Source organism: Variovorax sp. OK605, assembly GCF_900115445.1.
GTDB lineage: Bacteria > Pseudomonadota > Gammaproteobacteria > Burkholderiales > Burkholderiaceae_C > Variovorax.
Window position 1 is genome coordinate 119,535 of the sequence record NZ_FOWL01000002.1, and the last position, 26,758, is coordinate 146,292.

23 protein-coding genes are annotated in these 26,758 nt (G+C 68.3%); 11 read left to right on the top strand and 12 right to left on the bottom strand.

Going from position 1 to position 26,758, the window contains the following annotated elements; genetic code table 11:
- Nucleotides 1-23: 23 nt before the first annotated feature.
- Together BM013_RS04955 and BM013_RS04960 are read right to left on the bottom strand one after the other, a co-directional pair.
- Nucleotides 24-548, bottom strand: a complete 525-nt coding sequence (locus BM013_RS04955) for a phage tail protein (protein ID WP_093123620.1) — start codon at nucleotides 546-548, stop codon at nucleotides 24-26.
- 21 nt (nucleotides 549-569) lie between these two features.
- The gene (locus tag BM013_RS04960; RefSeq protein WP_093123623.1) at nucleotides 570-2,465 is read right to left on the bottom strand and encodes a phage tail sheath family protein; all 1,896 of its coding nucleotides are present in this window, start codon (nucleotides 2,463-2,465) and stop codon (nucleotides 570-572) included.
- 336 nt (nucleotides 2,466-2,801) lie between these two features.
- On the opposite strand from BM013_RS04960, the gene BM013_RS04965 reads away from it, so the two are divergent.
- The 3 genes from BM013_RS04965 (at nucleotide 2,802) to BM013_RS04975 (ending at nucleotide 6,764) form a co-directional block, all read left to right on the top strand.
- Entirely contained in the window at nucleotides 2,802-4,601 is a 1,800-nt protein-coding gene (locus BM013_RS04965; RefSeq protein WP_093123625.1) for a type IV pilus assembly ATPase TfpB, read from the top strand.
- Between the two features lie 143 nt (nucleotides 4,602-4,744).
- Nucleotides 4,745-5,233, top strand: coding sequence for a tripartite tricarboxylate transporter TctB family protein (locus tag BM013_RS04970; protein WP_093123628.1), 489 nt, complete (start codon nucleotides 4,745-4,747; stop codon nucleotides 5,231-5,233).
- Nucleotides 5,234-5,252: 19 nt separating this feature from the next.
- The gene (locus tag BM013_RS04975) at nucleotides 5,253-6,764 is read left to right on the top strand and encodes a tripartite tricarboxylate transporter permease (protein WP_093123630.1); all 1,512 of its coding nucleotides are present in this window, start codon (nucleotides 5,253-5,255) and stop codon (nucleotides 6,762-6,764) included.
- Between the two features lie 78 nt (nucleotides 6,765-6,842).
- Here the strand turns inward: BM013_RS04975 and BM013_RS04980 are convergent, their stop codons facing one another.
- Nucleotides 6,843-7,769, bottom strand: coding sequence for a LysR family transcriptional regulator (locus tag BM013_RS04980; protein ID WP_093123633.1), 927 nt, complete (start codon nucleotides 7,767-7,769; stop codon nucleotides 6,843-6,845).
- Nucleotides 7,770-7,866: 97 nt separating this feature from the next.
- On the opposite strand from BM013_RS04980, the gene BM013_RS04985 reads away from it, so the two are divergent.
- Genes BM013_RS04985 through BM013_RS41155 form a run of 5 tightly spaced genes read left to right on the top strand, consistent with a single transcriptional unit; the run spans nucleotide 7,867 to nucleotide 14,088 of the window.
- On the top strand, nucleotides 7,867-8,838 hold the full coding sequence (locus BM013_RS04985) for a Bug family tripartite tricarboxylate transporter substrate binding protein (RefSeq protein WP_093123636.1): 972 nt from the start codon (nucleotides 7,867-7,869) through the stop codon (nucleotides 8,836-8,838).
- Between the two features lie 15 nt (nucleotides 8,839-8,853).
- The gene (locus BM013_RS04990) at nucleotides 8,854-10,467 is read left to right on the top strand and encodes a gamma-glutamyltransferase family protein (protein WP_093123638.1); all 1,614 of its coding nucleotides are present in this window, start codon (nucleotides 8,854-8,856) and stop codon (nucleotides 10,465-10,467) included.
- Between the two features lie 43 nt (nucleotides 10,468-10,510).
- Complete coding sequence (locus BM013_RS04995) at nucleotides 10,511-11,458, top strand: DMT family transporter (RefSeq protein ID WP_093123640.1); 948 nt, start codon at nucleotides 10,511-10,513, stop codon at nucleotides 11,456-11,458.
- Nucleotides 11,459-11,498: 40 nt separating this feature from the next.
- Nucleotides 11,499-12,290, top strand: coding sequence for an SDR family oxidoreductase (locus tag BM013_RS05000; protein WP_093123643.1), 792 nt, complete (start codon nucleotides 11,499-11,501; stop codon nucleotides 12,288-12,290).
- Between the two features lie 31 nt (nucleotides 12,291-12,321).
- Nucleotides 12,322-14,088, top strand: coding sequence for a DUF5672 family protein (locus tag BM013_RS41155; RefSeq protein ID WP_177225425.1), 1,767 nt, complete (start codon nucleotides 12,322-12,324; stop codon nucleotides 14,086-14,088).
- A gap of 58 nt (nucleotides 14,089-14,146) precedes the next feature.
- Here the strand turns inward: BM013_RS41155 and BM013_RS05010 are convergent, their stop codons facing one another.
- A complete protein-coding gene (locus BM013_RS05010; RefSeq protein ID WP_093123646.1) occupies nucleotides 14,147-15,064 on the bottom strand; it encodes a DMT family transporter in 918 nt (305 codons plus the stop codon).
- Between the two features lie 102 nt (nucleotides 15,065-15,166).
- Here BM013_RS05010 and BM013_RS05015 point away from each other — a divergent pair, with 102 nt between their 5' ends.
- Together BM013_RS05015 and BM013_RS05020 are read left to right on the top strand one after the other, a co-directional pair.
- Nucleotides 15,167-16,153, top strand: coding sequence for a quinone oxidoreductase family protein (locus BM013_RS05015; protein ID WP_093123648.1), 987 nt, complete (start codon nucleotides 15,167-15,169; stop codon nucleotides 16,151-16,153).
- A gap of 153 nt (nucleotides 16,154-16,306) precedes the next feature.
- Nucleotides 16,307-16,744 carry a response regulator gene (locus BM013_RS05020; RefSeq protein WP_093123651.1) on the top strand — a complete coding sequence of 146 codons (438 nt, stop codon included), beginning with the start codon at nucleotides 16,307-16,309 and terminating at the stop codon, nucleotides 16,742-16,744.
- Here the strand turns inward: BM013_RS05020 and BM013_RS05025 are convergent.
- Nucleotides 16,686-17,627, bottom strand: a complete 942-nt coding sequence (locus BM013_RS05025; protein WP_093123653.1) for a LysR family transcriptional regulator — start codon at nucleotides 17,625-17,627, stop codon at nucleotides 16,686-16,688. The two genes, BM013_RS05020 and BM013_RS05025, sit on opposite strands and share 59 nt — an antisense overlap.
- Nucleotides 17,628-17,697: 70 nt before the next feature.
- Here BM013_RS05025 and BM013_RS05030 point away from each other — a divergent pair, with 70 nt between their 5' ends.
- Nucleotides 17,698-18,708, top strand: a complete 1,011-nt coding sequence (locus tag BM013_RS05030; protein WP_093125137.1) for a bile acid:sodium symporter family protein — start codon at nucleotides 17,698-17,700, stop codon at nucleotides 18,706-18,708.
- Nucleotides 18,709-19,033: 325 nt separating this feature from the next.
- Here BM013_RS05030 and BM013_RS05035 read toward each other — a convergent pair whose 3' ends face one another.
- The 7 genes from BM013_RS05035 to BM013_RS05065 all read right to left on the bottom strand — a co-directional run bounded on the left by BM013_RS05035 (nucleotide 19,034) and on the right by BM013_RS05065 (nucleotide 26,587).
- Nucleotides 19,034-20,695, bottom strand: a complete 1,662-nt coding sequence (locus BM013_RS05035; protein ID WP_093123655.1) for a Na/Pi cotransporter family protein — start codon at nucleotides 20,693-20,695, stop codon at nucleotides 19,034-19,036.
- Between the two features lie 64 nt (nucleotides 20,696-20,759).
- Nucleotides 20,760-21,620: a phosphodiesterase gene (locus BM013_RS05040; protein WP_093123658.1), complete on the bottom strand. Its 861-nt coding sequence runs from the start codon at nucleotides 21,618-21,620 to the stop codon at nucleotides 20,760-20,762.
- On the bottom strand, nucleotides 21,617-22,678 hold the full coding sequence (locus tag BM013_RS05045) for an ABC transporter ATP-binding protein (RefSeq protein ID WP_093123660.1): 1,062 nt from the start codon (nucleotides 22,676-22,678) through the stop codon (nucleotides 21,617-21,619). The genes BM013_RS05040 and BM013_RS05045 overlap by 4 nt, the downstream gene beginning before the upstream one ends.
- A complete protein-coding gene (locus BM013_RS05050; RefSeq protein WP_093125139.1) occupies nucleotides 22,668-23,468 on the bottom strand; it encodes an ABC transporter permease in 801 nt (266 codons plus the stop codon). The genes BM013_RS05045 and BM013_RS05050 overlap by 11 nt, the downstream gene beginning before the upstream one ends.
- Nucleotides 23,469-23,508: 40 nt before the next feature.
- Complete coding sequence (locus BM013_RS05055) at nucleotides 23,509-24,330, bottom strand: ABC transporter permease (protein WP_093123663.1); 822 nt, start codon at nucleotides 24,328-24,330, stop codon at nucleotides 23,509-23,511.
- Between the two features lie 171 nt (nucleotides 24,331-24,501).
- Entirely contained in the window at nucleotides 24,502-25,524 is a 1,023-nt protein-coding gene (locus BM013_RS05060) for an ABC transporter substrate-binding protein (protein WP_093123665.1), read from the bottom strand.
- Nucleotides 25,525-25,567: 43 nt separating this feature from the next.
- Nucleotides 25,568-26,587, bottom strand: coding sequence for a LacI family DNA-binding transcriptional regulator (locus tag BM013_RS05065; RefSeq protein ID WP_093123668.1), 1,020 nt, complete (start codon nucleotides 26,585-26,587; stop codon nucleotides 25,568-25,570).
- Nucleotides 26,588-26,758: the final 171 nt, after the last annotated feature.

Consider the following 26,758-nt stretch of genomic DNA (forward strand, 5'->3'; position numbering starts at 1 on the left):
CCATGGTGCAGCGGCACGGGAGATCAGCCCGCCGGTTGCGGCACCGCGCCGGTCTCGTCGGGTTCGGGCGAGTCGATGTCGCGCTCCCAGCCCTCGGTCTCCAGCTTCAGGTGCTCGATCGCGATGGCGTTGGCGTTCGAGTCGAGGTCGGGCACGGCGGTGTACTCGCTGACCCAGGCGCGGTAGATCTTGTAGCGCTTCACGGTCTGGCCGCGTTCGTTGTTCATGAGCAGCACCACGTCCTTGCGGAAGTTCTTCAGGTCCATGCCGGCGTCGGTGATGGGGTGGACCAGGTTGGCCCACTTCTCGAACTCCAGGTCGTGCGTGATGCCGCGCTCCAGCGTGATGGCGTCGTAGGTGGTGCGCCCGGGCGACTTGCGGTCGGTGCTGTTGTCGCCGCCCTCGCGGTGCTTGACCACGTCGGTGGTGCGCTTGAGCGCGCCGACCTTGCTGATGCCCAGCACCACGCGGCCGTCCCACATGAGCTGGAACTTGAAGTTCTTGTAGGGGTCGACGCGGTGGGCGTTGACGATGAAACCTTTGGGCATGTTCAGCTCCCTTCAGTTGGATCAGGACAGGTCGCCGATGACTTGCTGGATCGTGATGACCACGAACTCGGCCGGCTTCAACGGGGCGAAGCCCACCTCGATGTTCACGATGCCGAGGTTGCGGTCGGCCTGCGTGGTGGTCTCCTTGTCGCACTTGACGAAGTAGGCCTCCTGCGGCGTCGAGCCCTGGAAGGCGCCCTGGCGGAACAGGCCGTTCATGAACACGCCCAGGTTCAGCCGGATCTGCGCCCACAGCGGCTCGTCGTTGGGCTCGAACACCACCCACTGCGTGCCGCGGTACAGGCTCTCCTCCAGGAAGAGCGCGAGGCGGCGGATGGGCACGTACTTGTACTCGTCGGCCTGCGCGTCGGCGCCGCGCGTGGTGCGCGCGCCCCAGACCACGCGGCCGTACGCCGGGAAGCTGCGCAGCACGTTGATGCCGTGCGGGTTGAGGTTGCCGTTCTCCAGGTCGCTCACGGGCAGGCCCAGGTCGATCACGCCGTTGAGCGTGGCGTCGGTGCCGGCCGGCGCCTTCCACACGCCGCGCGTGGCGTCGGTGCGCGCGTACACGCCGGCCAGCGTGCCCGAGGGCGGCATGGCGCGCGGGCGCAGGCCGTCCAGCGGATCGACGATGCGCACCGGCGGAAAGTACACGGCCGCGTTGCGCGTCTGCGTGACGCCGTTGGCCCAGGCGGCGATGTTGGCGAGCGTCTTGCCCGAGGGCGCATCGAGGATGTAGAAGGCGCGCCGGTTCTCGCACAGGTCGGCCGCCGAGGCGATGACGGCGGCGGCCTGCGCGTCGGTCATGTCGAAGGTCTCGGGGATCACCAGCAGGTTGAACAGGTCGGTGTCGAGCAGCGCCTGCATGCCGGTCTTGGCGAGCGGGCTGCCGACGAGCTCGACCGCGCCGGCGCGCACCCCGTCCACACCGGGCGTGCCGGGCGCGGGCAGCGGCGCGGCCACCACGGCGGGCCGGTGTTCGGCGCTGCCCGTGAACTCGCGCCCGCCGTTGGCCAGGCCCAGCCCTAGCAGCGCGGCCAGGCCGCCGAAGCCACCGCCGCCGATGGTGACGGCCGACGACTCGCCCGCGGCGGCCGAGGCCAGCCTCAGGTGGTCGGTGCCCGCCGTGCCGTCGGCGCCGGTTTCGGATGCCGCGAGGCCCACCACGCCCGCGGCCGTGATGGCGGCGGTGACGGCCGCGATCACGGCGGCCAGGTCGGCGAAGGGGCCCGCGCCCACGGCCAGCGTGAAGGGCGTGGTGCCGTCGAGCACGCCGGTGATGGTGCGCGCGGCGGGGTTGATGGGCCAGGCCAGCGTCGAGCTGTCGGTGCCGACCGCGAAGCCGGTGTCGGCGAACACGAGCGCGCGCCGCGCGAGCGTGACGGCGGCCGAGGCGCCGTTGACCACCGACACCGCGTACTGCGGCGAGTTGGCGTCGAGGTTGAGGTTGCGGTGCGTCTCCAGCGTCTGCAGGGTCACGCCGTCGCTGCCGAGTTGCTGCACCACGAGGTTGAACTCGGCGTCGGGGTTGCGCACGGCGGTGCGGTCGATGGCGATGCGCAGGCTGTTGGCCCAGCTGCCGGGACTGGCCGCGGTGACGTCGAGCACCGGCGCGGGCGTGTCGTCGCTCAGCACGAAGGCGGCGCTCGCGAAGCCGCTGGCCACGCGAACGACCAGTGCCTGGCTGCCGCCGTTGGCATAGAACTGCCGCACCGCGTACGACAGCGGGCTGTCGTGGTCGAGGCCGCCGTAGCCGCGCTCGAAGTCGGAGAAGCTCGTGATCGCCACGGCCTTGTCGGGCACGCCCTTGCGGGTGTAGCCGACGAAGGCGGCGATCGAGGTGGCGACACCTGTGATGGTGCGCACGCCGCTCGCGCGCTCCTGGATGTAGACGCCGGGATATGTCACCTGGACCATAGCGTTCCCTTCGCTCGTGTGGACGGTCAAAGCGCCGGACGGGCCGGTGCGCATCCCTGCACAGGGTGCAATCGCTGTGCCACCGCGCGCCCGTGCGGCGCGCCGGCGCTAAGTGCTTGTCGCGCATGGGAAAGGACGGGCAAACGCGATGGCGCGGGGTGTGGCGGGCGTGTCACGCGCGACCCGGTTTCAGGGTCCGGGGCGGGTCGAATGACACCCGGTGGGCTTGCCGATCGCGCGCAAACCATCCAGACTCGGCGCACCTCGCCCGCAGGCGCGCGCATCCTTGTTGCCGACGCGGTGGCCGAGTCCTGATTTCTTAATTCTTTCCGGTTCATGAGCGCTGTTCCTGTTGCTTCCACTTCCGCCACCCCCGGCGCGGCTTCGCGCCACGAAGGTCCGCTCGAGCTGCGCCGCCTGATCGAGTGGCTCGCCACCGACGGCGTGATTTCCCCGGTCGAAGCCAAGCGCACCATCGCGCGCTGCGCGCAGGCCGAAAGCCGCCAGGCCCCGCTGGTGCGCCTGGCCAATGTGGCGATGACGCGCGAAAACGACGGCAAGCCGCTCGATCTCGAAATGCTCACGCAGTGGCTGGCGGGGCGCGCGGGGCTGTCGTACCTGCGCATCGACCCGATGAAGGTCGACGTGGGCAAGGTGGCCGAGTCCATGAGCGCGGCCTATGCCGAGCGCCACAAGGTGCTGCCGGTGCAGGTGCTGGCCACCGAGCTGGTGGTGGCCACGGCCGAGCCTTTTCTCACCGACTGGATCGCCGAGGTCGAGCGCCAGTCGCGCCGCACGGTGCGCCGCGTGGTGGCCAGCCCGACCGACATCCAGCGCTACACGGCCGAGTTCTTCTCGCTCGCGAAGTCGGTGCGCGCGGCGCAGAAAGCCGGCGGCAACACCGGCGGCGCGAGCTTCGAGCAGTTGGTGGAGCTGGGCAAGAGCAAGCACCTCGACGCCAACGACCAGAGCGTGGTGCAGGTGGTCGACTGGCTGTGGCAGTACGCCTTCGACCAGCGCGCGAGCGACATTCACCTGGAGCCGCGCCGCGAGCAGGGCGTGGTGCGCTTTCGCATCGACGGCATCCTGCATCCGGCCTACCAGATGCCCATGGGCGTGATGAACGCGATGGTGGCGCGCATCAAGCTGCTGGGCCGCATGGACGTGGTGGAAAAACGCCGCCCGCTCGACGGCCGCATCAAGACCCGCAACATGCGCGGCGACGAAGTCGAAATGCGGCTGTCGACGCTGCCTACCGCCTTCGGCGAGAAGATGGTGATGCGGATCTTCGACCCCGACACCGCGGTGAAGGACCTCGACGCGCTGGGCTTCGCGCAGCACGACGCGCAGCGCTGGGAACAGCTGGTGACGCGGCCCAACGGCATCATCCTGGTGACCGGGCCCACGGGCTCGGGCAAGACCACCACGCTGTACTCCACCTTGAAGCGCGTGGCGACCGACGAGGTCAACGTGAGCACGGTGGAAGACCCGATCGAAATGATCGAGCCCGCGTTCAACCAGACGCAGGTGCAGCCGCAGCTCGACTTCGGCTTCACCGAGGGCCTGCGCGCGCTGATGCGGCAGGACCCGGACATCATCATGGTCGGCGAAATCCGCGACCTGGCCACGGCCGAGATGGCGGTGCAGGCCGCGCTCACGGGCCACCTGGTGTTCAGCACGCTGCACACCAACGACGCGCCGAGCGCCATCACGCGGATGATGGAGCTGGGCGTGCCGTCGTACCTCATCAACGCGGTGATGCTGGGCGTGCTCGCGCAGCGGCTGGTGCGCACGCTGTGCCCCAACTGCAAGCAGCCCGACGACACCATCACGCGCGAGAAGCTCGAGACCATCGTCAAGCCCTGGCAGATCACGGGCTCGGTGCGTGCCTACAAGCCGGTGGGCTGCGTCGACTGCCGCATGACCGGCTTCATGGGCCGCATGGGGCTGTACGAACTGCTGAGCATCAGCGAGGCCTTCAAGACCCAGGTGAACAAGGAGCCTGACCTGACCGGGCTGCGCCGCCAGGCCGTGATCGACGGCATGCGGCCGCTGCGGCTGGCCGGTGCGCTGCGCGTGGCCGAGGGCGTGACGACCATCGAGGAAGTGCTGAGCGCCACGCCGCCGCTGGAATAACCCCTTCGTCTTCTGCCCATTGCCGATTGGGACCCTTGAGTTCTTTCGGGTTATCCCTAGGCCCCCGGTTAGTGGAATCCACATCAGGCTGACCGGAAGCTGACTCGACAATCCCGCATCGAAATTGTTCGAGGAGACTGTTCGTGAAGATCAAGAGTCAGAAAGACTTTTTCTCGGGTCTGATGTTCACGGTGGTGGGTGTGGCGTTCGCATGGGGCGCCACCACCTACACCGTGGGCTCGGGTGCCCGAATGGGACCGGGTTATTTCCCGTTGATGCTCGGCATCCTGATGGCCGTCATCGGCCTGGGGATCATGTTCACCGGCCTGACCGTCGAAACCACCGACGGCGAAAAGATCGGCAAGTGGGCCTGGAAGCAGGTCGTCTACATCCTGGGCGCCAATCTCGCGTTCGGCGTCCTGCTCGGCGGCCTGCCGAGCCTGGGTGTGCCGGCGATGGGAATGATCATCGCCATCTACGCGCTCGTGATCATCTCGAGCCTGGCCGGCAACGAGTTCGACCTGAAGAAGGTCATCGCGCTTGCAACCGTCCTGGCCGTGGGCAGCTACGTTGCCTTCATCTGGGCGCTGAAGCTCCAGATCCAGGTCTGGCCGACCTTCATCACCGGCTGAGAAACAAGCGACTCACATCATGGAATTGTTTGAACACCTCTCGATGGGTTTTGGCGTTGCCTTTACCTTCACCAACCTGCTGTACTGCCTGGTCGGCTGCATTCTTGGCACGCTGATCGGCGTGCTGCCGGGCATCGGCCCGGTCGCGACCATCGCGATGCTGCTGCCCGCCACGTACGCGCTGCCGCCCGTGTCGGCGCTGATCATGCTGGCCGGCATCTACTACGGCGCGCAGTACGGCGGCTCCACCACCGCGATTCTTGTGAACCTGCCCGGCGAGTCTTCGTCGGTGGTGACCGTGATCGACGGCTACCAGATGGCGCGCAAGGGCCGTGCGGGTCCGGCGCTCGCCGCGGCCGGCCTCGGCTCGTTCTTCGCGGGTTGCGTGGGCACGCTGATCCTGGCCGCCTTCGCACCGCCGCTGACCGAACTGGCCTTCAAGTTCGGCCCCGCCGAGTACTTCTCGCTGATGATCCTGGGCCTGATCGGCGCCGTGGTTCTGGCTTCGGGCTCGCTGCTCAAGGCCATCGCGATGATCGTGCTGGGTCTGCTGATGGGCCTGGTCGGTACCGACGTGAATTCGGGCGTGGCGCGCTACAGCTTCGACATTCCCGAGCTGACCGACGGCATCGGCTTCGTGGCCATCGCCATGGGCGTGTTCGGCTACGGCGAAATCATTGCCAACCTCTCGCGTCCGGACGACGAGCGCGAAGTGTTCACCGCCAAGGTCTCGGGCCTGTTCCCGACCAAGGAAGACTTCAAGCGCATGACGCCTGCAGTCCTGCGTGGCACGGCGCTGGGTTCGGCCCTGGGCATCCTGCCCGGTGGCGGCGCGTTGCTGGCAGCTTTCGCGGCCTACACGATCGAGAAGAAGACCAAGCTGAAGCCGGGCGAAGTGCCCTTCGGCAAGGGCAACATCCGCGGCGTGGCGGCTCCCGAGTCGGCCAACAACGCCGGCGCGCAGACCTCCTTCATCCCGTTGCTGACGCTGGGCATTCCGCCCAACGCCGTGATGGCGCTGATGGTGGGTGCCATGACGATCCACAACATCCAGCCCGGCCCGCAGGTGATGACCAGCAACCCGGAACTGTTCTGGGGCCTGATCGCCTCGATGTGGATCGGCAACGCGATGCTGATCATCCTGAACCTGCCGCTGATCGGCATGTGGATCAAGCTGCTGTCGGTGCCGTACAAGTACCTGTTCCCGGCGATCGTGCTGTTCTGCGCGATCGGCGTGTACTCGACCAACAACAACACCTTCGACATCTGGATGGTGGGCATCTTCGGTCTGGTGGGCTACACCTTCTTCAAGCTCGGTTGTGAACCCGCCCCCTTGCTGCTGGGCTTCATCCTGGGCCCGATGATGGAAGAGAACCTGCGCCGCTCGCTGCTGCTGTCGCGTGGCGACTGGAGCGTGTTCGTGACGCGCCCGATCTCGGCGAGCCTGCTGGCCGCGGCTGCACTGCTGCTGATCATCGTGCTGCTGCCGGCCGTGAAGTCGAAGCGCGAAGAGGCCTTCGTCGAGGAGTGATCCGAGCCTCGGGCTCTTCAGTGAAAACGGCGCCTTCGGGCGCCGTTTTTGTTTGCGAACGGCGCACGCACGGCCAACTCAAGGCTTGCCGGCACGCGGCGGCTTCATGTGCTGACGCGCCATCGCCAGAAAGGCCAGGGCCGCCGGACTCAACGGATGCTTGGCCAGCCGCACCGCGACCACGGGGTATTCCAGGATGGGCCGCGTGACGGCCACCGCGCGCAGGTTGGCCGGCATCAGCACCTCGACGTAGCGCGGCAGCAGCGCCACGCCCGCGCCCGCCTGGATCAACCCGAAGGCCGTCGACAGCATCGACACGTGGTGCACCACGCGCGGGTACACATTGGCCATGCTCGACAGCTGGCGGCTCACGGCGCGCCAGACATTGGCGTCGGGGTTCACATGGATGAAGGGCTGCGACTCCAGGTGCCGCGCATCGACCACCACGCGCTGCGCCAGCGGATGGTCGTCGCGCACGAACAAGGCCATGCGTTCGGAGAACAGGGGCTCGGTGGCCAGTTCCGAATGCTTCTGGCCGATGTCCGAGCCGAAGCCCAGGTCGGCCTCCTGCGACAGCACGCGCGAAATCATCTGCTCGGCCGTGCTGTCGAGCAGCGTGGTCGCCAGCGTCGGGTGTTGCTGCGAGAAACGCCCGAGCAGCGGCGGCAGCAGGGCACCCGCGGTGAGGTGGCCCACCGCCAGCACCACGCGGCCCTCGCGCAGCTGCGACTGCGAACGGCAGGCGCCGACCGATTCGTCGATGAGACGCAGCGCCCGCACGGCCGTGTCGACCATCATCTGGCCCGCGCCGGTCATGCGGATGCGCCGCCCGCGCACCACCAGCGGCTGCGCCAGTTCTTCCTCCATGCGCTTGATCAGGTGGCTGATGGCAGGCTGGGTCAGTTGAAGCGCCTCGGCCGCCAGCGTGAAGCTGCCTGTTTCGGCCACGGCCGCCAGGGCGCGCAACTGCTGCAGCGAGATCTCTTCCGTGGCGGTGCGTGTCATAAACAGCGTTGATAGTTGAATAAGCTGAATTATCTGGTTTGATGCGCCGACGCTGAATAGCATCCGTTTTTCCCTCCAGACGCTCAGAATCCTGCACATGAAAAGAAACCAGTTCCTCCAGGTGCTCGCCGTTGCGCTTGGCATGGCAGCGTCGTCCGCCAGCCTGGCCCAGGGCTACCCGAACAAGCCCATCCGGCTGATCGTGCCGTTCCCGGCGGCCGGCGCCACCGACCTCTTCGCCCGCACGCTGGGCCAGAAGATGGGCGAGAAGCTCGGCACCACGCTGGTGGTCGACAACAAGCCCGGTGCCGGCGGCGCCATCGGCTCCGACCAGGCCGCCAAGGCCGCGCCCGACGGCTACACGATCCTGCTGGCCACCACCAGCACGCACTCCATCGGCCCGGCCGTCAGCAAGCTGCCCTACGACACGGTGCGCGACTTCACGCCCATCGCGCACGTGGGCGACGCGGCCAGCATCATGCTGGTGCCCGTGAACTCGCCCGCCAAGACGGTGCGCGAGTGGATCGACTACGCCAAGAAGAACCCCGGCAAGCTCAACTACGCGTCGAGCGGCAACGGCACCATCGTGCAGCTCACGGCCGAGCTGTTCAAGGCGCAGGCCGGCGTGTTCGTCACGCACATTCCGTACAAGGGCACGGCGCTGGCCATTCCCGACCTGATCAGCGGCAAGGTCGACGTGCTGTTCGACTCGCTGCCCACCGGCATGCCGCACGTGCGCGACGGCCGCCTGCGCGCGCTGGGCGTCACTTCGCTCAAGCGCAGCCCGCTGGCGCCCGAGCTGCCGCCCATCGCCGACACGCTGCCGGGCTACGAGTCGAACACGTGGTTCGGCTTCTACGGTCCGAAGAACCTGCCGGCCGACGTCGTGGCGCGCGTGAACAAGGCCGCGAACGAAGCACTGGCCGATCCCGAGGTGAAGGAAAAGCTCGCGCGCCTGGGTATCGAGCCCGCGACGCCGGGCACCCCCGACCAGTTCGCGAAGATGGTCGCCGTCGATGCGGCCAAGTGGAAAAAGATCGTCGTCGACCGCAAGATCACCAACGAATGAAGCAGAGCCGCTGACATGAACTTCGACTTCAACAACCCCTACCTTTCCACGCGCATCCCGATCTTCGCGCGCAACGTGGTGTCGACCTCGCACCCGCTGGCCTCGCAGGCCGGCCTGCGCATCCTGCAGCAGGGCGGCAACGCGGTCGACGCGGCCATCGCCACGGCGGCGGTGATGACGCTGGTGGAGCCGGTGAGCAACGGCCTGGGCAGCGACGCCTTCTGCATCCTGTGGGACGGCAAGGAACTGCACGGCCTGAACGCCTCGGGCCCGGCGCCCAAGGCCTGGACGCCCGAGTACTTCAAGGCCAAGTACGGCGCCGACGCCGCCAATCCGCCGATGCGCGGCATCGACTCGGTCACGGTGCCGGGCGCGGTGCGCGGCTGGGTCGCGATGAGCGAGCGCTTCGGCAAGCTGCCGTTCGCCGACCTGATGGCGCCGGCGATCGACATCGCCGAGCGCGGCTACCTGGTGCCGCCGGTGGTGCAGGGCAAGTGGGCCGCGGCCACGCCGATCCTGAAGTCGCAGCCCGGCTTCGCGCAGGCCTTCCTGCCGTGGGGCCGCGCGCCCGAGGTGGGCGACCTGTTCCGCTTCGCGGCCGCCGCGCGCGCGCTGAAGGCCATTGCCCGCACCAAGGGCGAGGCCTACTACAGCGGCGAGATCGCCGAGGCGCTGGCCAAGTTCTCGGCCGAGCAGGGCGGCGCGCTCACCGTGGCCGACCTCGCGGCCTACCAGCCCGAGTGGGTCAAGCCGATCTCGCGCGACTACCGCGGCCACACGCTGCACGAGATCCCGCCCAACGGCCAGGGCATTGCCGCGCTGATCGCGCTGGGCATTCTCGAGAAGTTCGACATTGCCTCGCTGCCGGTCGACTCGGTGGAGTCGCAGCATCTGCAGATCGAGGCGATGAAGCTGGCCTTTGCCGACGTGTACCGCTACGTGTCGGAGCGCAACACCATGGAGGTGACGACCGAGCAGATGCTCGACGACGCCTACCTGGCCTCGCGCGCGCGCCTCATCGACGTGAAGAAGGCGCAGGACTTCAAGGCCGGCAACCCGGTCAAGGGCGGCACCATCTACCTCACGGCCGCGGACGAGAGCGGCATGATGGTGAGCTTCATCCAGAGCAACTACATGGGCTTCGGCTCGGGTTGCGTGGAGCCCGAATTCGGCATCAGCCTGCAGAACCGCGGCCACGGCTTCAGCCTGAAGGCCGAGAGCCCGAACGTGGTGGCACCGGGCAAGCGCCCGTTCCACACCATCATCCCGGCCTTCCTCACCAAGGACGGCCAGCCGGTGATGAGCTTCGGCGTGATGGGCGGCAACATGCAGCCGCAGGGCCACATGCAGACGCTGGTGCGCATGCTCGACTACAAGCAGAACCCGCAGGCCGCCTGCGACGCGCCGCGCTGGCGCTTCAACGCGGGCCTGGAGATCAACGTCGAGGCCGCGATGAACGCGAACACGCTGCAGGGCCTGCGCGAGCTGGGCCATCACCTGGAGGTGATCAACGACTCGTACCAGGACTTCGGCGCCGGCCAGTTCATCTGGCGCGCGGGCGAGCCTTCGGTCGAAGGCTACGTGGCCGCCAGCGACCCGCGCCGCGACGGCGTGGCGGCGGGTTACTGAGCGCGGGGCAGCAAGGCTCCGGGCTTGCCGCGATGATCGGGGGATGAACAAGACAGCCGCAACGGCCGGCATTTCCCCCGCACAGACGCACAAGAAGGGCTACGCGTCGGGCCTGGTCCTTGCCTCGCTGGGCGCCATCGCGTTCAGCGGCAAGGCCATCATCGTCAAGCTGGCGTACCGCCATGGCGTGGACGCCATCACGCTCATCATGCTGCGCATGCTGTTCGCGCTGCCGCTGTTCGCGCTCATGGCGTGGTGGGCGGGGCGCGGCAAGCCGGCGCTCAGCGGGCGCGACTGGATCGGCGTGATCGGCCTGGGCTTCTCGGGCTACTACCTCGCAAGCTTCCTCGACTTTGCCGGGCTCGCGTACATCTCGGCCAGCTTCGAGCGGCTGATTCTTTACCTCAATCCGACGCTGGTGCTGTTCTTCGGCTGGCTGCTGTACCGGCGCCACCCGACGCGCCCGCAGGTGCTGGGCATGGTCGTGAGCTACGCCGGCGTGCTGCTGGTGTTCGGCCACGAACTGTGGACGGGCGGTGGCGGCAAGGGCGGTGGCGCGGCGGCCTGGGGCGCGTTCCTGGTGTTCCTGAGCGCGGTGAGCTACGCCGGCTACCTCATCTACAGTGGCGAGTTCGTCAAGCGCCTGGGCTCGCTGCGCCTGGTGGGGCTGGCGACCACCGTGGCCTGCCTGCTGTGTATCCTGCAGTTCGTGCTGACGCGGCCGATGGGCGTGGCCTTCGAGGTGGCGCCCGAGGTGATCTGGCTGTCGGTGCTCAACGCCACGCTGTGCACGGCGGTGCCTGTCCTCATGGTGATGATGGCCATCGAGCGCATCGGCCCCGCGGTGGCCGCGCAAACCGGCATGATCGGGCCGCTGTCGACCATCCTCATGGGGGTGGTCATACTCGGCGAGCCGTTCACCGCGTGGATCGCGGCCGGCACGGTGCTCGTCATCGCGGGCATCTTCGTTTTCACGCGCAAGGGGCGCTGAGGCCCCTTGCAGGACCTACAAGACCGACTGGAGAAACAACATGGATCTGGGTATCGCAGGCAAGACCGCGCTGGTGTGCGGCGCAAGCAAGGGGCTGGGCTACGGCTGCGCCGAGGCGCTGGTGCGCGAGGGCGTGAACGTGGTGATCGTGGCGCGCGGCGCCGAGGTGCTGGAGGCGGCTGCGAAGACCCTGGTCGGCGCCGCGGGCACGTCGGGCGCGTTCGTGAAGCACGTGGCGGCCGACATCACCACCGAAGCCGGCCGCGCCGCCGTGTTCGCGCTGGGCCATGACTTCGACATCGTCGTCACCAACGCCGGCGGCCCGCCGCCCGGCGACTTCCGCAACTGGGACCGCGAGGCGTGGATCAAGGCGGTCGACGCCAACATGCTCACGCCCATCGAGCTGATCAAGGCCACGGTCGACGGCATGGCCCGGCGCGGCTTCGGCCGCATCGTGAACATCACGTCGAGCTCGGTGAAGTCGCCCATCGACATCCTGGGCCTGTCCAACGGCGCGCGCAGCGGCCTCACGGGCTTCGTGGCCGGTGTGGCACGCACGGCGGTGGCTGCGCAGGGCGTGACCATCAACAACCTGCTGCCGGGCTCGTTCGACACCGACCGCCTGAAGGGCACGATGGCCGGCGCGGCGCAGAAGTCGGGCCAGGACTTCGACACCGTGTGGGAAGCCCGCAAGAAGAACATTCCGGCCAGGCGCTTCGGCACGCCGGCGGAGTTCGGCGCCATCTGCGCGTTCCTGTGCAGCATGCAGGCCGGCTACATGACCGGCCAGAACGTGCTGGCCGACGGCGGAGCCTACCCGGGCACCTACTGAGCGGGTTCACGAAAGCGACGGGAGGCGCATCGTGAACAGGGAATCCTTCAGAAAAATAACACTGGTCTCGGTCACCGGGCTGCCCGACGCGGGCGGCGCGGCGATGGCCCTGCAGCACAGCCAGGCGCAGATGCCCGGCGCGCGTGCGCTGCTGTGCAGCCCGCGCGCGCCCGCCAACCTGGCGCCCGGCATCGTGCACCTGCCGATCGCGCCGCTGAACTACCACGAGTACGGCTGGTTCATGATGTTCGCGCTGTGGCGCGTGGTGCAGACCGAGTTCGCGCTGGTCGTGCAGGAAGACGGCTGGGTCGTCAACGCGGACAACTGGAATGACGAGTTCCTCGGCTGCGACTACATCGGCGCGCCCATCCACCTCGCGCGCATCGACGCGCCGCAGGGCACCTATTGGCGCAACCGCTTCGCGTGGGCCGACGAGCTGCACAAGGCGGAGCACCGCGTCACACCGGTCCAGAACGGCGGCTTCAGCCTGCGCAGCCGGCGCTTCATGCGCGCGCTGGTCGACCATCCGCACATCCGCGTGGAGATTCCGCCGCCCGATGCGGTGGAGGCGCGCGACGGCGAGCCTCTGAAGATGCACTGGCAGCACAACGCGCTGCTCGAAGACGTGCAGCTCAGCGGCGTGCTGCGGCCCGCGCTGGAGGCCGTGGGCATGCGCTTCGCGCCGCTGGAGCTGGCGCGCAGCTTCGCCATCGAGCACGCGGGGCCGCAGCTGCACCACGGCTACAACGCCATGCTGCTGTTCGGCCACCACGCCAGGGTGCGGCAGCTCGCGAGCCTGGCGCCGCTCACGCTGCGTTCGCTCGTTCCGCTGTCGCAGCTCGACGGCTGGTACGGCGAGCGCGACATCCTGCAGATGTTCGAGCGCAACGGCTACCGGATCGAGTTCGCGCCGGAACCCGAAGCGCCCGCCACGCTCGCGACGGCGCAGCGCAAGGTGTACGACTGCATCACCTACAACGGCGAGGCCGACATCCTCGCGGCGCGGCTGCACGAGCTGTCCGGCGTGGTCGACTGCTTCGTGATCGTCGAGGCCGACCGCACCTTCAGCGGCGAGCCGAAGGCGCTGCGCTTCGACGCCGCCGACCCGCGCATCGCGGCGTTCCTGCCGCGCATCCGCTACATCGCCGTGCACGACATGCCGGTGCTCGACGAGGCGGCCGATGCCGCGCCCGTGGCGGGCGACTGGCACTCCGACACGCCGAAATCGGGTTTCTGGATCCGCGAGAAATTCCAGCGCAACCAGGTCATGCGCGGCCTGCACGACGCCGCGCCGCACGACCTGGTGATGGTCTCGGACGCCGACGAGATCCCGCGTGCCGACGTGGTCCGCGCCATGCGCGACGATCGCCGCCACGAGGTCTACGGCCTGTGCCTGGCCTTCTACTATTTCTATGCGAACTACCGCAACGTCGAGGGGCCCGAGGCCTCCTCGGTGTGGACGGTGGCCGCCACGCGCGCGCAGTTCGACGGCCTCACGCCCGACCAGCTGCGCATGCGCGTGCGCAGCGGCGCGCAGCCCGCGCTGATCCTGGCCGACGCCGGCTGGCACTTCTCGTATTTGGCGATGGACGAGGCCGCGGTGCGCGCCAAGATCCGCGGCTTCGCGCACCAGGAGTACAACGCCGCCGCGTTCCTCGACGCCATCGACATCCCCGCGCTGCTGGCCTCGGGCCGCGACCTGTACGACCGGCCGGGCTATGTGTGGCGCGTGGTGGACAAGGCCGAGGCCCCGCAATGGCTGGCGGACCAGCCGGCGCTGTCGCACTTGTTCGCGTGACGCGCCGTAGTCAGCGCCACCAGCGCCATCCCCGCGGTCGGTGCCGTCCGCGTCGCGGCTAGCGCCGCGACGCCACCACGATCCCGCCCACGATCAGCAGGAACGCCGCGCCGTGGTACCAGTGCGGCGGCTCGCGCAGGAAGGCGGCCGAGAGCACGGCGGCGAACAGCGGCGTGAGGTTCATGAAGACGCTGGCCGCCTGCGGCCCCGCGCGCTGCACGCCGGTGCCCCAGCAGCGGTAGGCCACCACCGCGGGGCCGATGCCGATGAACAGCATGGCGGCCACCAGCGGCCAGCCCAGGTCGATGTGCGCGTCGGTCAGCGTCCATTCGCCCGCGGCCAGCGCGCCCGACCATGCGAGGCCGAACACCAGCTGTGCCATCAGGAACGCGGCCCAGTCCTGGCGCACCGCCTTCGGCTCGTGCGTGCGCGCGAGCAGCCAGCTGTAGAAGGCCCAGGCGATGGTGCCCAGGATCATGTACAGGTCGCCCGGCACCAGCCGCAGCCCGAGCAGCTGCCGCCACTCGCCGCGGCTCAGCACCAGCAGCACGCCCGCCATCGACAGCAGCGCGCCGCCGATCTCACGCGCGTTCACGCGGGCGCCGAAGAACAGCGTGCCCACCGCCAGCATCCACAGCGGCAGGCTCGAGCCCACCAGCGTGGTGTTGATCGGCGTGGAGGTCTGCAGCGCCAGGTACTGGAAGGCGTTGTACAGGCCGATGCCCAGCAGGCCGAGCAGCGCGTAGCGCTTCCAGTGCGTCCACAGCGGGCTGCCGCGGCGCAGCACCGGCGCGGCCAGCGGCAGCAGCAGTGCGAAGGCGATGACCCAGCGCACGAAGTTCAGCGTGATCGGCGACACCAGGTCGCGCACCAGGCGGCCGACCACCGCGTTGCTGGCCCAGAGCAGGGGCGGGATGAGCAGGAGAGCGACGGTCAGGGGCGTGAGGCGGGCGGGGTGCTGGGGCAGGGTCGACATGGCCGCCGACTCTACCGGGCAATGATGTCCCGCGCCGCCACGGGACACCCGGACGTGGCAGGATGCGCCTCATCTTTTTTCCTGTGCGTGGAGACTGCAAAGATGATCAGCAAAGCCGTCCGTATCGACCGCCATGGCGGTCCCGAAGAACTGAAGATCGTCGAGGTGGAGGTCGGCGAGCCCGGCCCCGGCGAGATCCGCATCCGCCACAAGGCCGTGGGCCTGAACTTCATCGACACCTACCAGCGCAGCGGGCTCTATCCGTTCGCGATGCCGCTGCAGCTCGGCATGGAGGCCTCGGGCGTGGTCGAGGCGGTGGGCGAAGGCGTGACGCACCTGAAGGCCGGCGACCGCGCCGCCTACGCCAGCCCGCCGCCCGGTGCCTACTGCGAGCTGCGCGTGATGCCCGCCAAGTGCGTGTGCAGGCTGCCCGACGACATCTCCTTCGAGACCGGCGCGGCCATGATGCTCAAGGGCCTCACCACGCAGTACCTGCTGAAGAAGACGCTGCCGGCCGAAGGCCTGCAGGCCGGCGATTTCATCCTGTTCCACGCGGCCGCCGGCGGCGTGGGCCTCATCGCCTGCCAGTGGGCCAAGGCGTTGGGCCTGCAGCTGATCGGCACGGCCGGCAGCGACGCCAAGTGCAAGCTCGCGCTGGCGCACGGCGCGGCGCACGCCATCAACTACAGCACCGAGAACTTCGCGGCGCGCGTGAAGGAGATCACCGGCGGCAAGGGCGTGAAGGTGGTGTACGACTCGGTGGGCAAGGACACCTACGAAGGCTCGATCGACTGCCTGCGGCCCTTCGGCCTGCTGGCGGTGTTCGGCAACGGCTCGGGCCCGGTGCCGCCGATCAACCTCGGCACGCTGGCGTCCAAGGGGTCGCTGTATGTGACGCGGCCCACGCTGTTCACCCACATGTCCACGCGCGAGAGCACGCAGGCCATGGCCGACGACCTGTTCGCGGTGGTGCAAAGCGGCGCGGTGAAGATCCCGATCGAGCAGCGCTATGCGCTGGCCGACGTGCAGCAGGCGCACCGCGACCTGGAAGCGCGCAAGACCACGGGTTGCACGATCCTCACGCTGTGAGGTGCCGGGGCGCCATGCGCGGGCTGCGGGTGCTGCGGGTGCTGCGGTGCGGTAACGCCAGTCTTGTCCTACCCGCGCTGGGGTGTCATGCCTTCGACTTGTGGCGGATGCACTTTGTAGCCTTGGTTCCAAGCTCAAAGGTAACCCGCCGTGATGACCACCATTCGCACTTTCATCGTCGAAGACAACCCCACCATCCGTGAAAACCTGGTGGGCACGCTGCGAGAGGTGGCGCGCATCGACCCCATCGGCCAGGCCGAGTCGGAAGCCGAAGGCACGCGCTGGCTCACGGGCAACCTGTCGCAGTGGGACCTGGCGATCGTCGATCTGTTCCTGAAGGACGGCACCGGTTTTCGCGTGCTCGAGGCCTGCCGCGACCGTGACCCGGGCCAGAAGATGGTGGTGCTGAGCAACTACGCCACGCCCGAGATGCGCCGCAAGTGCGCCATGCTCGGCGCGGACGCGGTGTTCGACAAGGCGACCGAGGTCGAGGACCTGATCGACTTCTGCGTGCGGCAGCGCCAGGCGCACTTCAGCGCTTCGCCTGCGGCGTCCGCGGCGCCGTCTCGCCAGACCCCGCTGCCGCATTGAGCGCGGCGGTGTCGCGCACGATGCCCCACACACGCTCGGCCAGCGGCGAGAGCGCGCGGTTGCGCCGGCGGATGAGCATCACGGCGCGCTGAACGCGCGGCGTCAACGGGCGCACCGCCAGTTGCGCCAGCCCTTCCGGCGGCAACGACATGCCCGGCATCACGCTGATGCCGATGCCGGCCTCCACCATGCGGAATACCGTGGTCGGGTGGCCGAGCTGCTGCTTCACCTCGCAGTGCGCGCCGTGGCGCTCGAGCGCCTGGTCGATCAGGCGGCGGCTGCCCGAGGCATGGTCGAGCAACACCAGCGGCTGGCCTTCCAACGCGCTCCAGCGCACCGACGGTTTCTGCGCCAGCCTGTGCGCGGGCGGCAGCACCAGCATGAAGGGGTCGGCAAGGATCGGCTCGCAGTGCAGGTCGTCGGCCTCCGAGGGCTCGATGACCACGCCGAAGTCGACCTCGCCGCTGCGCACGCTGTCGAGCACGTCCTGCTGGATGCGGTCGAGCAGCAGGAACTGGATGCCCGGCGCCGTGTGGGCGCAGGTGGCGATGCAATCGGGCATGAGGTTGGCCGAGAGCGTGGGGCTGCTGGCCACGCGCACCTTGCCGCCGCGCGCGCTGGCGAGGCCGGCAACGTCCTGCAGGGTCTGGTCGAGGTCGTCGAGCACGCGCTCCAGCCGGGCCGCGAGCGACTGGCCGGCTTCGGTGAGCACCACCTCGCGCGTGGTGCGGTCGAGCAGCTTGAGGCCGAGCTGCGATTCGAGCTCGAAGATCGAGCGGCTGACGGCCGGCTGGCTCAGGCCGACCTGGTCACCGGCGCGGCTGAAGTTGCGGCCTTGCGCGACCGAGCGGAACACGCGGAGCTGGCGCAGGGTGATATTCATGCGTGGGAATCATATATTGATCCGATAAATCCATTTCTCTTTTGAATCGCGTAGCGGTCCAATGGGCGCCATGGCACGTTCACGCTTCCTCCCCGACAACTTCACGCTCGCGCTCGTCTCGGTCGTGACCCTTGCAAGCCTGCTGCCCGCCAGCGGGCGTGTGGCTCATTTCTTCGAAGGCCTGACGACGGTGGCGATCGGGCTGCTGTTCTTCCTGCACGGCGCCAAGCTTTCGCGCGAGGCGATCATGGCGGGGATCACGCACTGGCGGCTGCACCTGCTGGTGTTCGCGAGCACCTTCATCCTGTTTCCTGCGCTGGGCTGGGCGTTGAAGCCCGTGCTGTCGCCGCTGGTGACGCCGGAGCTCTACATGGGGGTGCTGTTCCTGTGCGTGCTGCCGGCCACGGTGCAGTCGGCGATCGCGTTCACCGCGATGGCGCGGGGGAACATGCCGGCGGCCATCTGCAGTGCCTCGGCTTCCACCTTGCTGGGGGTGTTCATCACGCCGGTGCTGGTGAACCTGGTGGTGCTGCCGCACGGCGGCAACGCGTCGTCCTCGTTCGATTCGATCGGCAAGATTCTTCTGCAGCTGATGGTGCCGTTTGCGGCGGGGCACCTGCTGCGGCCCGTGATCGGGAAGTGGGTGCAAAAGCGCGCCGCGGTGCTGAAGTTCGTGGACCAGGGGTCGATCCTGCTCGTGGTCTATACGGCGTTCAGCGCGGCGGTGATCGAAGGGCTGTGGAAGCAGATTCCTGTGAGTGCGCTGCTGGGGTTGCTGCTGGTTTGCGCTGTGCTGCTGGCACTGGCGCTGACGCTGACGACGCTGGCTGCCCGCAGGCTGGGCTTCGACAAGGCGGACGAGATCACCATTGTTTTTTGCGGGTCGAAGAAGAGCCTGGCCAGCGGGATTCCGATGGCCAAGGTGCTGTTTGCTTCACATGCGGTGGGGGCGATCGTGCTGCCTTTGATGTTGTTTCATCAGATGCAGTTGATGGTTTGTGCTGTGCTCGCGCAGCGGTATGCGCGGCGAGGGGCTGACGCTGCTGCTCCAGGTGGTGCGCTCGAAGCTGCGGCCAAGTAGGGTTTGTTTTTCGGGGCCGGGATTCCGCCCGGCGGCGGACCTACTTTTCTTTGCTTCGCCAAAGAAAAGTAGGCAAAAGAAAGGCGACCCCACTGCCCGCGTCCCTCCGCTTCGCTGCGGGCAACCTGCGGTGCTCACGTTTCGCGGGGTCCCACCCAAACTCGCTTCGCTCAGACGAGGGTGGGCCCTGATCCGCGAAACGCTCCGCTCCTCGGCGCGGTCAGAGGGGCTGGGGAACCTTTCAGGCCTTTGCTTCGCTCGGCCTGCGTGCAAGTAACGCGCTTGGCGCTTTACTTGCGTTGCGTTGCGTTGCCGGGGGTGGGTTTCAGCCCTCGATCTTGCCCAGGCGCGATTCCCTCAGGCGGCTGGGTGCCAGTGCGCCGGCCGATTCCAGGATGGGGTAGGCGATGGAGCAGATGTGCGAATTGATTCGCTTCAGGTCGCTGATGAGGTCGATGTGCAGCGAGCTGGTCTCGATGCTCAGGGTGGTGCGGTCCGACAGGCGATCCAGGTGGGTCGTGGCATAGGCGCGCTCCAGGTCGCGGAAGCGGGCTTTCTCTTCGAGCAGCTTCTGCGCGTCGCGCACGTTGCCGTTCAGGAACACGCTCATGCTCAGGCGCAGGTTGGCGACGAGGCGGCCGTGCAGCTCGACGATCTCGGCCATGCCGGCTTCGGAGAAGTTGCGCTGGGGTTTGATCTTCTTGTCCTCGACGTCGATGATCACGCGCTCGATGATGTCGCCGATCTGCTCCATGTTGATGGTGAAGCTGATGATGTCGGTCCAGCGCCGGCTTTCCTCCTCACCCAGCGCCTCGCGCGAGATGCGGGTCATGTAGTACTTGATGGCCGAGTACAGCTGGTCGACGGTGTCGTCGAGCTGCCGCAGTTCCTGCGACAGGCGGGTGTCGTTGTTGCGGATCACGTCGAGCACGCCGATCAGCATGGTCTCCACGATGTCGGCCTGGTGCAGGGCCTCGCGTGCCGCGTTCGAGATGGCCAGCGAAGGTGTTGACAGTGCCGAGGGGTCGAGGTGGTGCGGGCGGCTGGTGCCGGTGGCCTGCTGGGGCATGGGCAGCATGCGCGTCACCAGCTTGGCCACCCATTGCGTGAGGCCGATGAAGCCGACGCTGATCACGATGTTGAACGCCAGGTGGAACAGCACCACGCCATGGGTCTGGTTCGGCAGCTCGGGCTGCACGTAGCGGATCCACAGGCCGATGAAGGGCGCGACGAGGGCCACGCCCAGGGCCTTGAAGAGCAGGTTGCCCACGGTCACCTGGCGCACCGAGACGGCCGCCTTGGCGGTGGTCAGCACGGCCAGCAGGCCGCTGCCGAGGTTGGCGCCGAGCACCAGGCCCAGGGCCACGTCGAGCGGCACCACGTTGGAGGTGGCCATGGCCGCCACCAGCAGCACCACCGCCAGGCTCGAATAGGCCACGATGGCCAGCACCGAGCCGATGGTGATCTCCAGCAGCACGTCGCTGTTGATGGAGGCGAGCAGCGCGCGCACGGCGGGGGAGGAGAACAGGGGCTCGGTGGCTTCCACCACCAGCTGCAGCGCCAGCAGCATCAGGCCCAGGCCGATGAGCACGCGGCCCACGCGGCCGGCCACGGTGTCGGCGCGCGTGATGACCAGCACCACGCCCACGAAGATGAACATGGGGGACAGCCACGACAGGTCGGCCGAGAACAGCACGGAGATGAGCGCGGTGCCCACGTCCGCGCCGCGCATCACCGCCAGCGCCGCCGGCAGCGTGACCAGGCCCTGCCCGACGAAGGACGAGGTCATGAGCGAGGTGGCGGTGCTCGACTGCACCAGCGCGGTCACGCCGATGCCCGAGAGGGCGGCCGTGAAACGGTTGCGCATGCTCTGCACGAGGATCTTGCGCAGGTTGGCGCCGAAGACGCGCAGCACGCCGGTTCTAACGAGTTGGGTGCCCCACACCAGCAGGGCAATGGCCGCCAGCAGATTCAGGAGATGCTTCATGGGTGTCGGGTTCTATCCTTTTCGTTTTGGTTCGTTTTGACCCCATTTTCCACAGATACGCGTTTCAGTCGATCAGCGCTCCGTTGTCGTGGAAAGGATACGGGCCTTCGAAGCTTCCGGAGGCCGCCAGATGGGTGACCAGCCGCCCCTCGGCGGGGGACCAGGCATGGACCCGGAAGGCGGGCGGCTCCAGGGTCCAGGCCGAGTCGGCGTCGGGCGCGAGGTCGAGGCAGACCTGGTGCGCCTGCGCCGGCGAGGTCGAGGCGATGGTGCAGCCGAAGCGCACGTCGATGGCGCGGTGCAGGTGGCCGCAGATCACGCGCTCGACGTTGCTGTAGCGCGCAACGAGCGCCTCGAGCGCTTCGGCGCCTTCGAGCAGGCCGATCTCGTCCATGTGGCCGATCAGCGTGCGAAACGGCGGGTGGTGCAGGGCGACCACCACGGGCTCGTGGCGGCAGGCATCGAGCTGGGTTTCGAGCCAGGCCAGGCGCTTCTCGCACAGCGAGCCGTGGCTGGCGCCGGGCACGCAGGTGTCGAGCGTGAGCAGGCGCAGCGGGCCCACGCGCACCGAGTACTGGATGAAACCGTGCGTGTCGGCGCCGCTGCCCAGGTACGCGTGGCCGGGGAAGCTGCGGCGCAGCTGGTCGCGGTCGTCGTGGTTGCCGGGCATCAGGTAGACCGGCATGGCGAGCGGGGCCAGCAGGCGAGCGAGGTGCTCGTACTCGGCGGCGCGGCCGAAGTCGGTCAGGTCGCCGGTGACGACCACCGCGTCGGGCCGCTGGCGCAGGGCCAGCACCGACTGCACGGCGCGTTCGAGGTACGGCGCGGTGTCGATGCGGCCGTAGGCCAGGCGGCCCGGCTCGCGGATGTGCAGGTCGGTCAGCTGGACCAGCACGGTGAGCTTGTTGTTTTCGGGATTGGTCATGCGCTGGTTTCCTGCGACGTCATCAGGCGGTCGGGGTGGATGCGCAGGCCCACGCTGTCGCCCGGTCCGAAAGGATTGTCGCGCCCCACGTCGGCCACGAGCAGGGGCTGGTCCTGCACCCGCAGGTGCAGCTGCACGCGGTCGCCGAGGAAGGTGCGGCGTTCGACGGTGGCCGCGCCCCAGCCGGGCTGGGGCGTGTTGACCTCGATGTCTTCGGGCCGCACCAGCAGCTTCTCATGGCTTTGCCAGGCGCTCGGGCAGGGCACGTTCGACCCGCCGAGTCGCACGACGCCCTGCGCGATGGCGCTTGCTTCGCGCTCCAGCCGGTTCACCCGGCCCAGGAACTCGGCGACGAAGGGGTGCGCGGGCGCGCGGTAGAGGTCTTCGCCGCGGCCGACCTGCACGATGCGCCCGGCGCGCATCACTGCGAGCCGGTCGGCGATGGCCAGCGCTTCCTGCTGGTCGTGCGTGACGTGGATGGCCGTGATGTGCAGCCGGCGCAGCAGCTCGGCGAGTTCGTCGCGCAGCGATTCCTTGAGCTTGGCGTCCAGCGCGGCCAGTGGTTCGTCGAGCAGCAGCACGCGCGGGCGCACGGCCACGGCGCGCGCCAGGGCCACGCGCTGGCGCTGGCCGCCGGAGAGTTCGGCGGGGCGCTTGTTCTCCAGGCCGCCCAGGCGCACGAGGTCGACCAGTTCGCCCACGCTGCGCTTTTCTTCGGCAGGCGACACGCCGCGGATGCGCAGGCCGTAGCCGATGTTGGCGGCCACCGTCATCTGCGGAAAGAGCGCGTAGCTCTGGAACACCATGCCCACGCCGCGGTGCTCCACCGGGCGTTGCGTGACGTCCTGGCCGCCGAACACGATGCGGGTGCCGGCGTCGGGAGATTCCAGCCCGGCAATCAGCCGCAGCAGCGTGGTCTTGCCGCAGCCCGAGGGGCCGAGCAGGGCCAGCACTTCGCCGGCTTCCACGCGCAGGTCGGTGGGCTGCAGGCCGCGCGTGCCGTCGGCGTAGGTCTTCGCGCAGTTCGCGATGTCGATGGGGATGCGTTCAAGTTCCATGGCGTTTCTGCATCAGGTTGGCAAGGTACTGCAGGGCCCACAGCACGGGAAGAATGACGGCGAAGAAGACCAGCGTGTAGGCCGATCCGATCTCGATGCGCATCGAGGCGTAGCTGTCGGCCAGGCCCACGGGCAGCGTGCGCGTGAGCGGCGTGTGCAGCATCCAGGTGAGGTTGAACTCGCCCACCGACAGCGTGAACACCATCAGGCTGCCGGCCACGATGGCGGGGAACACGGCCGGCACCAGGATGCCCAGGAAGCGCTGGCGGAAGTTCGCGCCCAGCGAGCGCGCGGCCTCCTCGAGCGCGAGCAGGTCGTCGCGCTGGAAGGCCGAGCTCACGGTGCGCACCATGAAGGGCAGCGTGAAGATCATGTGGCCCACCAGGATGAAGGCGAAGCTCTGGCGAAAGGCCGTGAGCTGGCCGTAGGCGAGGATCAGTGCGAGCGCCGTGGCCAGGCCCGGCACCGCGACCGGCAGCGTCAGCAGCTCTTCGAAGATGTGCGCCGCGCGCGAGCGGCTGCGCGCCAGTGCATAAGCACAGGGCACGCCCAGCAGCACGGTGCCGGCCACGCAAGCCAGCGCCAGCGCGAGCGACCAGCCGACGGTGCCGCCGTAGTTCTCCCACACCTCGCCGAGCCAGCGCAGCGTGAGGCCGCTCTTCAGGCCGGTGCTGTAGTTGTTGACGAGGCCGGCCATGACCGACAGCAGCATCGGCGCGATCATGAAGAGGCTCACGATGACCGTCACGGCGAGCAGGAAGGGCGCCTTGGCGTGGGTGTTCTTTCGCAAGGGCATGGTCATGGTCATGGGCATGGAGCAAGGGGGGGCTTCAGCGTGCGACGGGGTTGGCGCCGAAGCGGCGCGCCACGAACAGCACCAGCCAGGTCACGATGCCCAGCGAGATCGACAGCGACGCGGCGAGCGCGAAGTTGGCGTAGTTGGTGAACTCGTTGTAGATGGTGATGGGGATCACCTCGAACTTGCTGGCCAGCGTGAAGGCGGTGCCGAAGGCGCCCATGGAGGTGGCGAACAGGATGGCGCCGCAGGCCAGCGTGGTGGGCGCGAGTTCGGGCATCCACACGTCGCGCGCCACGCGCAGGCGCGAGGCGCCGAGCGAACGCGCGGCTTCCTCGAGCTGCGTGTTCATCGATTCGGCGGCTGCCGTGTAGGTGGCAATGGCGCGCGGCAGCGAAAAATACAGGTACGCCAGGAACAGCCCGAGCAGGCCGTAGGCGAAGGTGATGCGCACGCCGAACAGGCTGTCGCTCAGGTCGGCCACCACGCCTTGCCGCCCGCCGAGCAGGATCACGAAGAAGCCGATGATCACGCCGGGAAACGACAGCGGCAGCGTGAGCAGCGACAGCAGCACGCGCTTGCCGACGAAGGCATGGCGCGCGAGGTAGATGCCGACGGCCGCGCCGAGCACCAGCGTGGCGACCGTCACGGTCACCGAGAGCGCAACGGTGTTGGCCATGCTCGTGAGGTAACGCGCGTCGGTCAGCACGGCGAAGTAGGTGGCCCAGCCTTTGTCGGCGGGCAGCGTGAGCAGGCGCACCACCGGCAGCAGCCAGAAGGCCGCGAAGAAGGCGGCCGCGGGTGCGACGCAGGCGAGCAGGCGCCAGCTTGGGTTCCAGGCGTTGTCTTGCTTCATCTTTTGCCTTCTTTGTGTTTGTGTGTTGTCTTGTTCAGGGCGTGTGCACAGGACACCGGGTACTCCCCTCCGCGAATGTCCCCCGCCTTCGGCTCCTCCTTTATTTCGCTGCGGGGAGCCCCCGATGCCCTGTGCACTTGAGCGCGCCCTGAATAAACGAGCGAACGACAGTTAGCGAACTTCCTTCAAATACTCATCAGAGAAAGCCTTCTGCGCCGCAGCCATCCGCCCGTAGTCCACGCTCTTGGCACGGGCGTATTCGCTCGCAGGCAGGAACTGAGCCTCGATGTCCTTGGGCATGGCAGAGGCGCGAACCGGCCGCAGATACGCCTTGGCCCAGATGGCCTGGCCTTCGTCGGACAGCGTGAAGTCGAGCACCTTCTTCGCGTCGGCCGCGTGCGGGGCCTTGGCGACCAGGCTCATCACGTAGGGCACGGCCAGCGTGCCTTCGCTCGGGATCACGAAGGCGACGTTGGCCTTGTCCTTGTACTTGGCGCGGTAGGCGTTGAAGTCGTAGTCCAGCAGGATCGCGATCTCGCCCGACAGCACGCGCGCGTAGGACGTCTGCTTCGGCACGATGGGCTCGTTCTTCTGCAGTGCCTTGAAGTAGTCGATGGCCGGCTTGAAGTTGTCGAGCGTGCCGCCGCGCGCCTCGTTCACCGCCACGGCGCCCACGTAGCCCACGAAGGCCGAGGCCGGGTCGAGGTAGCCGATGAGGCCCTTGTATTCGGGCTTGAGCAGGTCGGCCCACGACTTGGGAATCGGCTTGCCCTTGAGCGCGTCGACGTTGACCATGAAGCCGAGCGTGCCCGAGTGGATGGTGAACCAGTTGCCGGCCGGGTCCTTCAGGCCGTCGGGAATGTCTTTCCACGCGGCGGGCTTGTAGGGCTCGACCAGGCCGTCCTTCGCGGCCTGCACGGCGAAGGTCACGCCGAGGTAGGTCACGTCGGCCACGGGGCTGGCCTTCTCGGCCGACATCTGCGCGAGCGACTGGCCCGAGTTCTTGTTGTCGGGCGGCACGGTGACGCCGGTCTTGGCCTTGATGGCCTTCAGCTGGGTGCCCCAGTCGGCCCATTCGGTGGGGCAGTTGTAGCAAATGGCGGTCTGCGCCATGGCGCTGCCCGCAGAAAGCGTGGCCGCGAGCGCGGCGGCAAGCAGGCCGAGGCGGGCCATGCGGTGGAAGCGAAGGGACATGGTGGAACTCCTTGGATGGATGGGGCGCGGGAACGAGGTGAGGTCAGTAACTGGCGGCGTTGTTGTCCTCGCGCGCGCAGGCGCACGACTCGCCGTCTCGGAAGGCATGGGGCAGCAGCAGGCTCGCATCGGCCTGCAGCGTGGCGCCGCCGGCCATCGCCTGCATCAGCAGCTCGACGCTGTGGCGGCCGATGTTGCTGTTGGGCTGCGCGATGGTGGTGAGCGCGGGCGTGAGGTCTTCGCCCAGCGCGATGCCGTCGAAGCCGACCACGCTCAGGTCGTCGGGCACCGCCAGGCCGCTCAGGTGCGCGGCGCGGATGCTGCGGATGGCCAGCAGGTCGTTGGAGCAGACCAGCGCGGTGGGCCGGTGGCGTGCCTGCAGCTGGCGCGAGAGCGCATCGACGGCGGTCTCGACGAAGGGCACTTCGATGAGCGGCGGCGCATCGAGGCCCGCGTCGGCCATGCCTCGCAGGTAGCCGCGGTAGCGTTGCTGCGCGCGGTCCGACGCGGCGAGCGTGCCGCTCACCATGGCGATGCGGCGGTGGCCCAGCAGCACCAGCCGCGTGACCGCATCGGCCACGGCGCCTTCGCTGTCGACCGACACGCAGGGGTGGCCGGGGTGGCGGTTGTAGGCCAGCACATAAGGCACGCCGGCCGCCTGCAGGCGGGGCAGGGCAGCCGAGGTGGAGGGGTTCGACACCACGAGGATCAGGCCGTCGACGTTGCCCGCCAGCAGCAGGTGCACGGCGCGGTCTTCTTCGTCGACCTGGTAGCCGGTGGTGACGGGAATGATCGCGTAGCCGCCCGCGATGGCCGCGCGCGCAATGCCCTGCAGGCATTCGGCGAAGGTCGGGTTCAGCAGCGTGGGCAGCACCACGCCGAGCACGCGGCTGCGCTGGGTGCGCAAGGTGCGCGCGCTGGCGTTGGGCAGGTAGTCGAGCTCGCGCGCCACGCGCTCCACCAGCGCGCGGGTGGCGGGCGTCACCTTGTCGGGGAAATTGAAGGCCCGCGACACGGTGGCCACGGAGACTCCCGCCTTGGCGGCTACGGCTTGGATGCTCATCGTGCGGTGTTCATGTAATCGATTACATTGGACCGCCGCAGTATGACTTTGCGATGACAGGCTTTGGAAGCGGGGACAAACCCGCAGGCCTTCGCGGGCGCCCGAAGACCCAAAGAAGAAGGGGCCCCGCGGGGCCCCTTCTGGTGTCTGCTTGCCTGCTCGAAAGCCGAG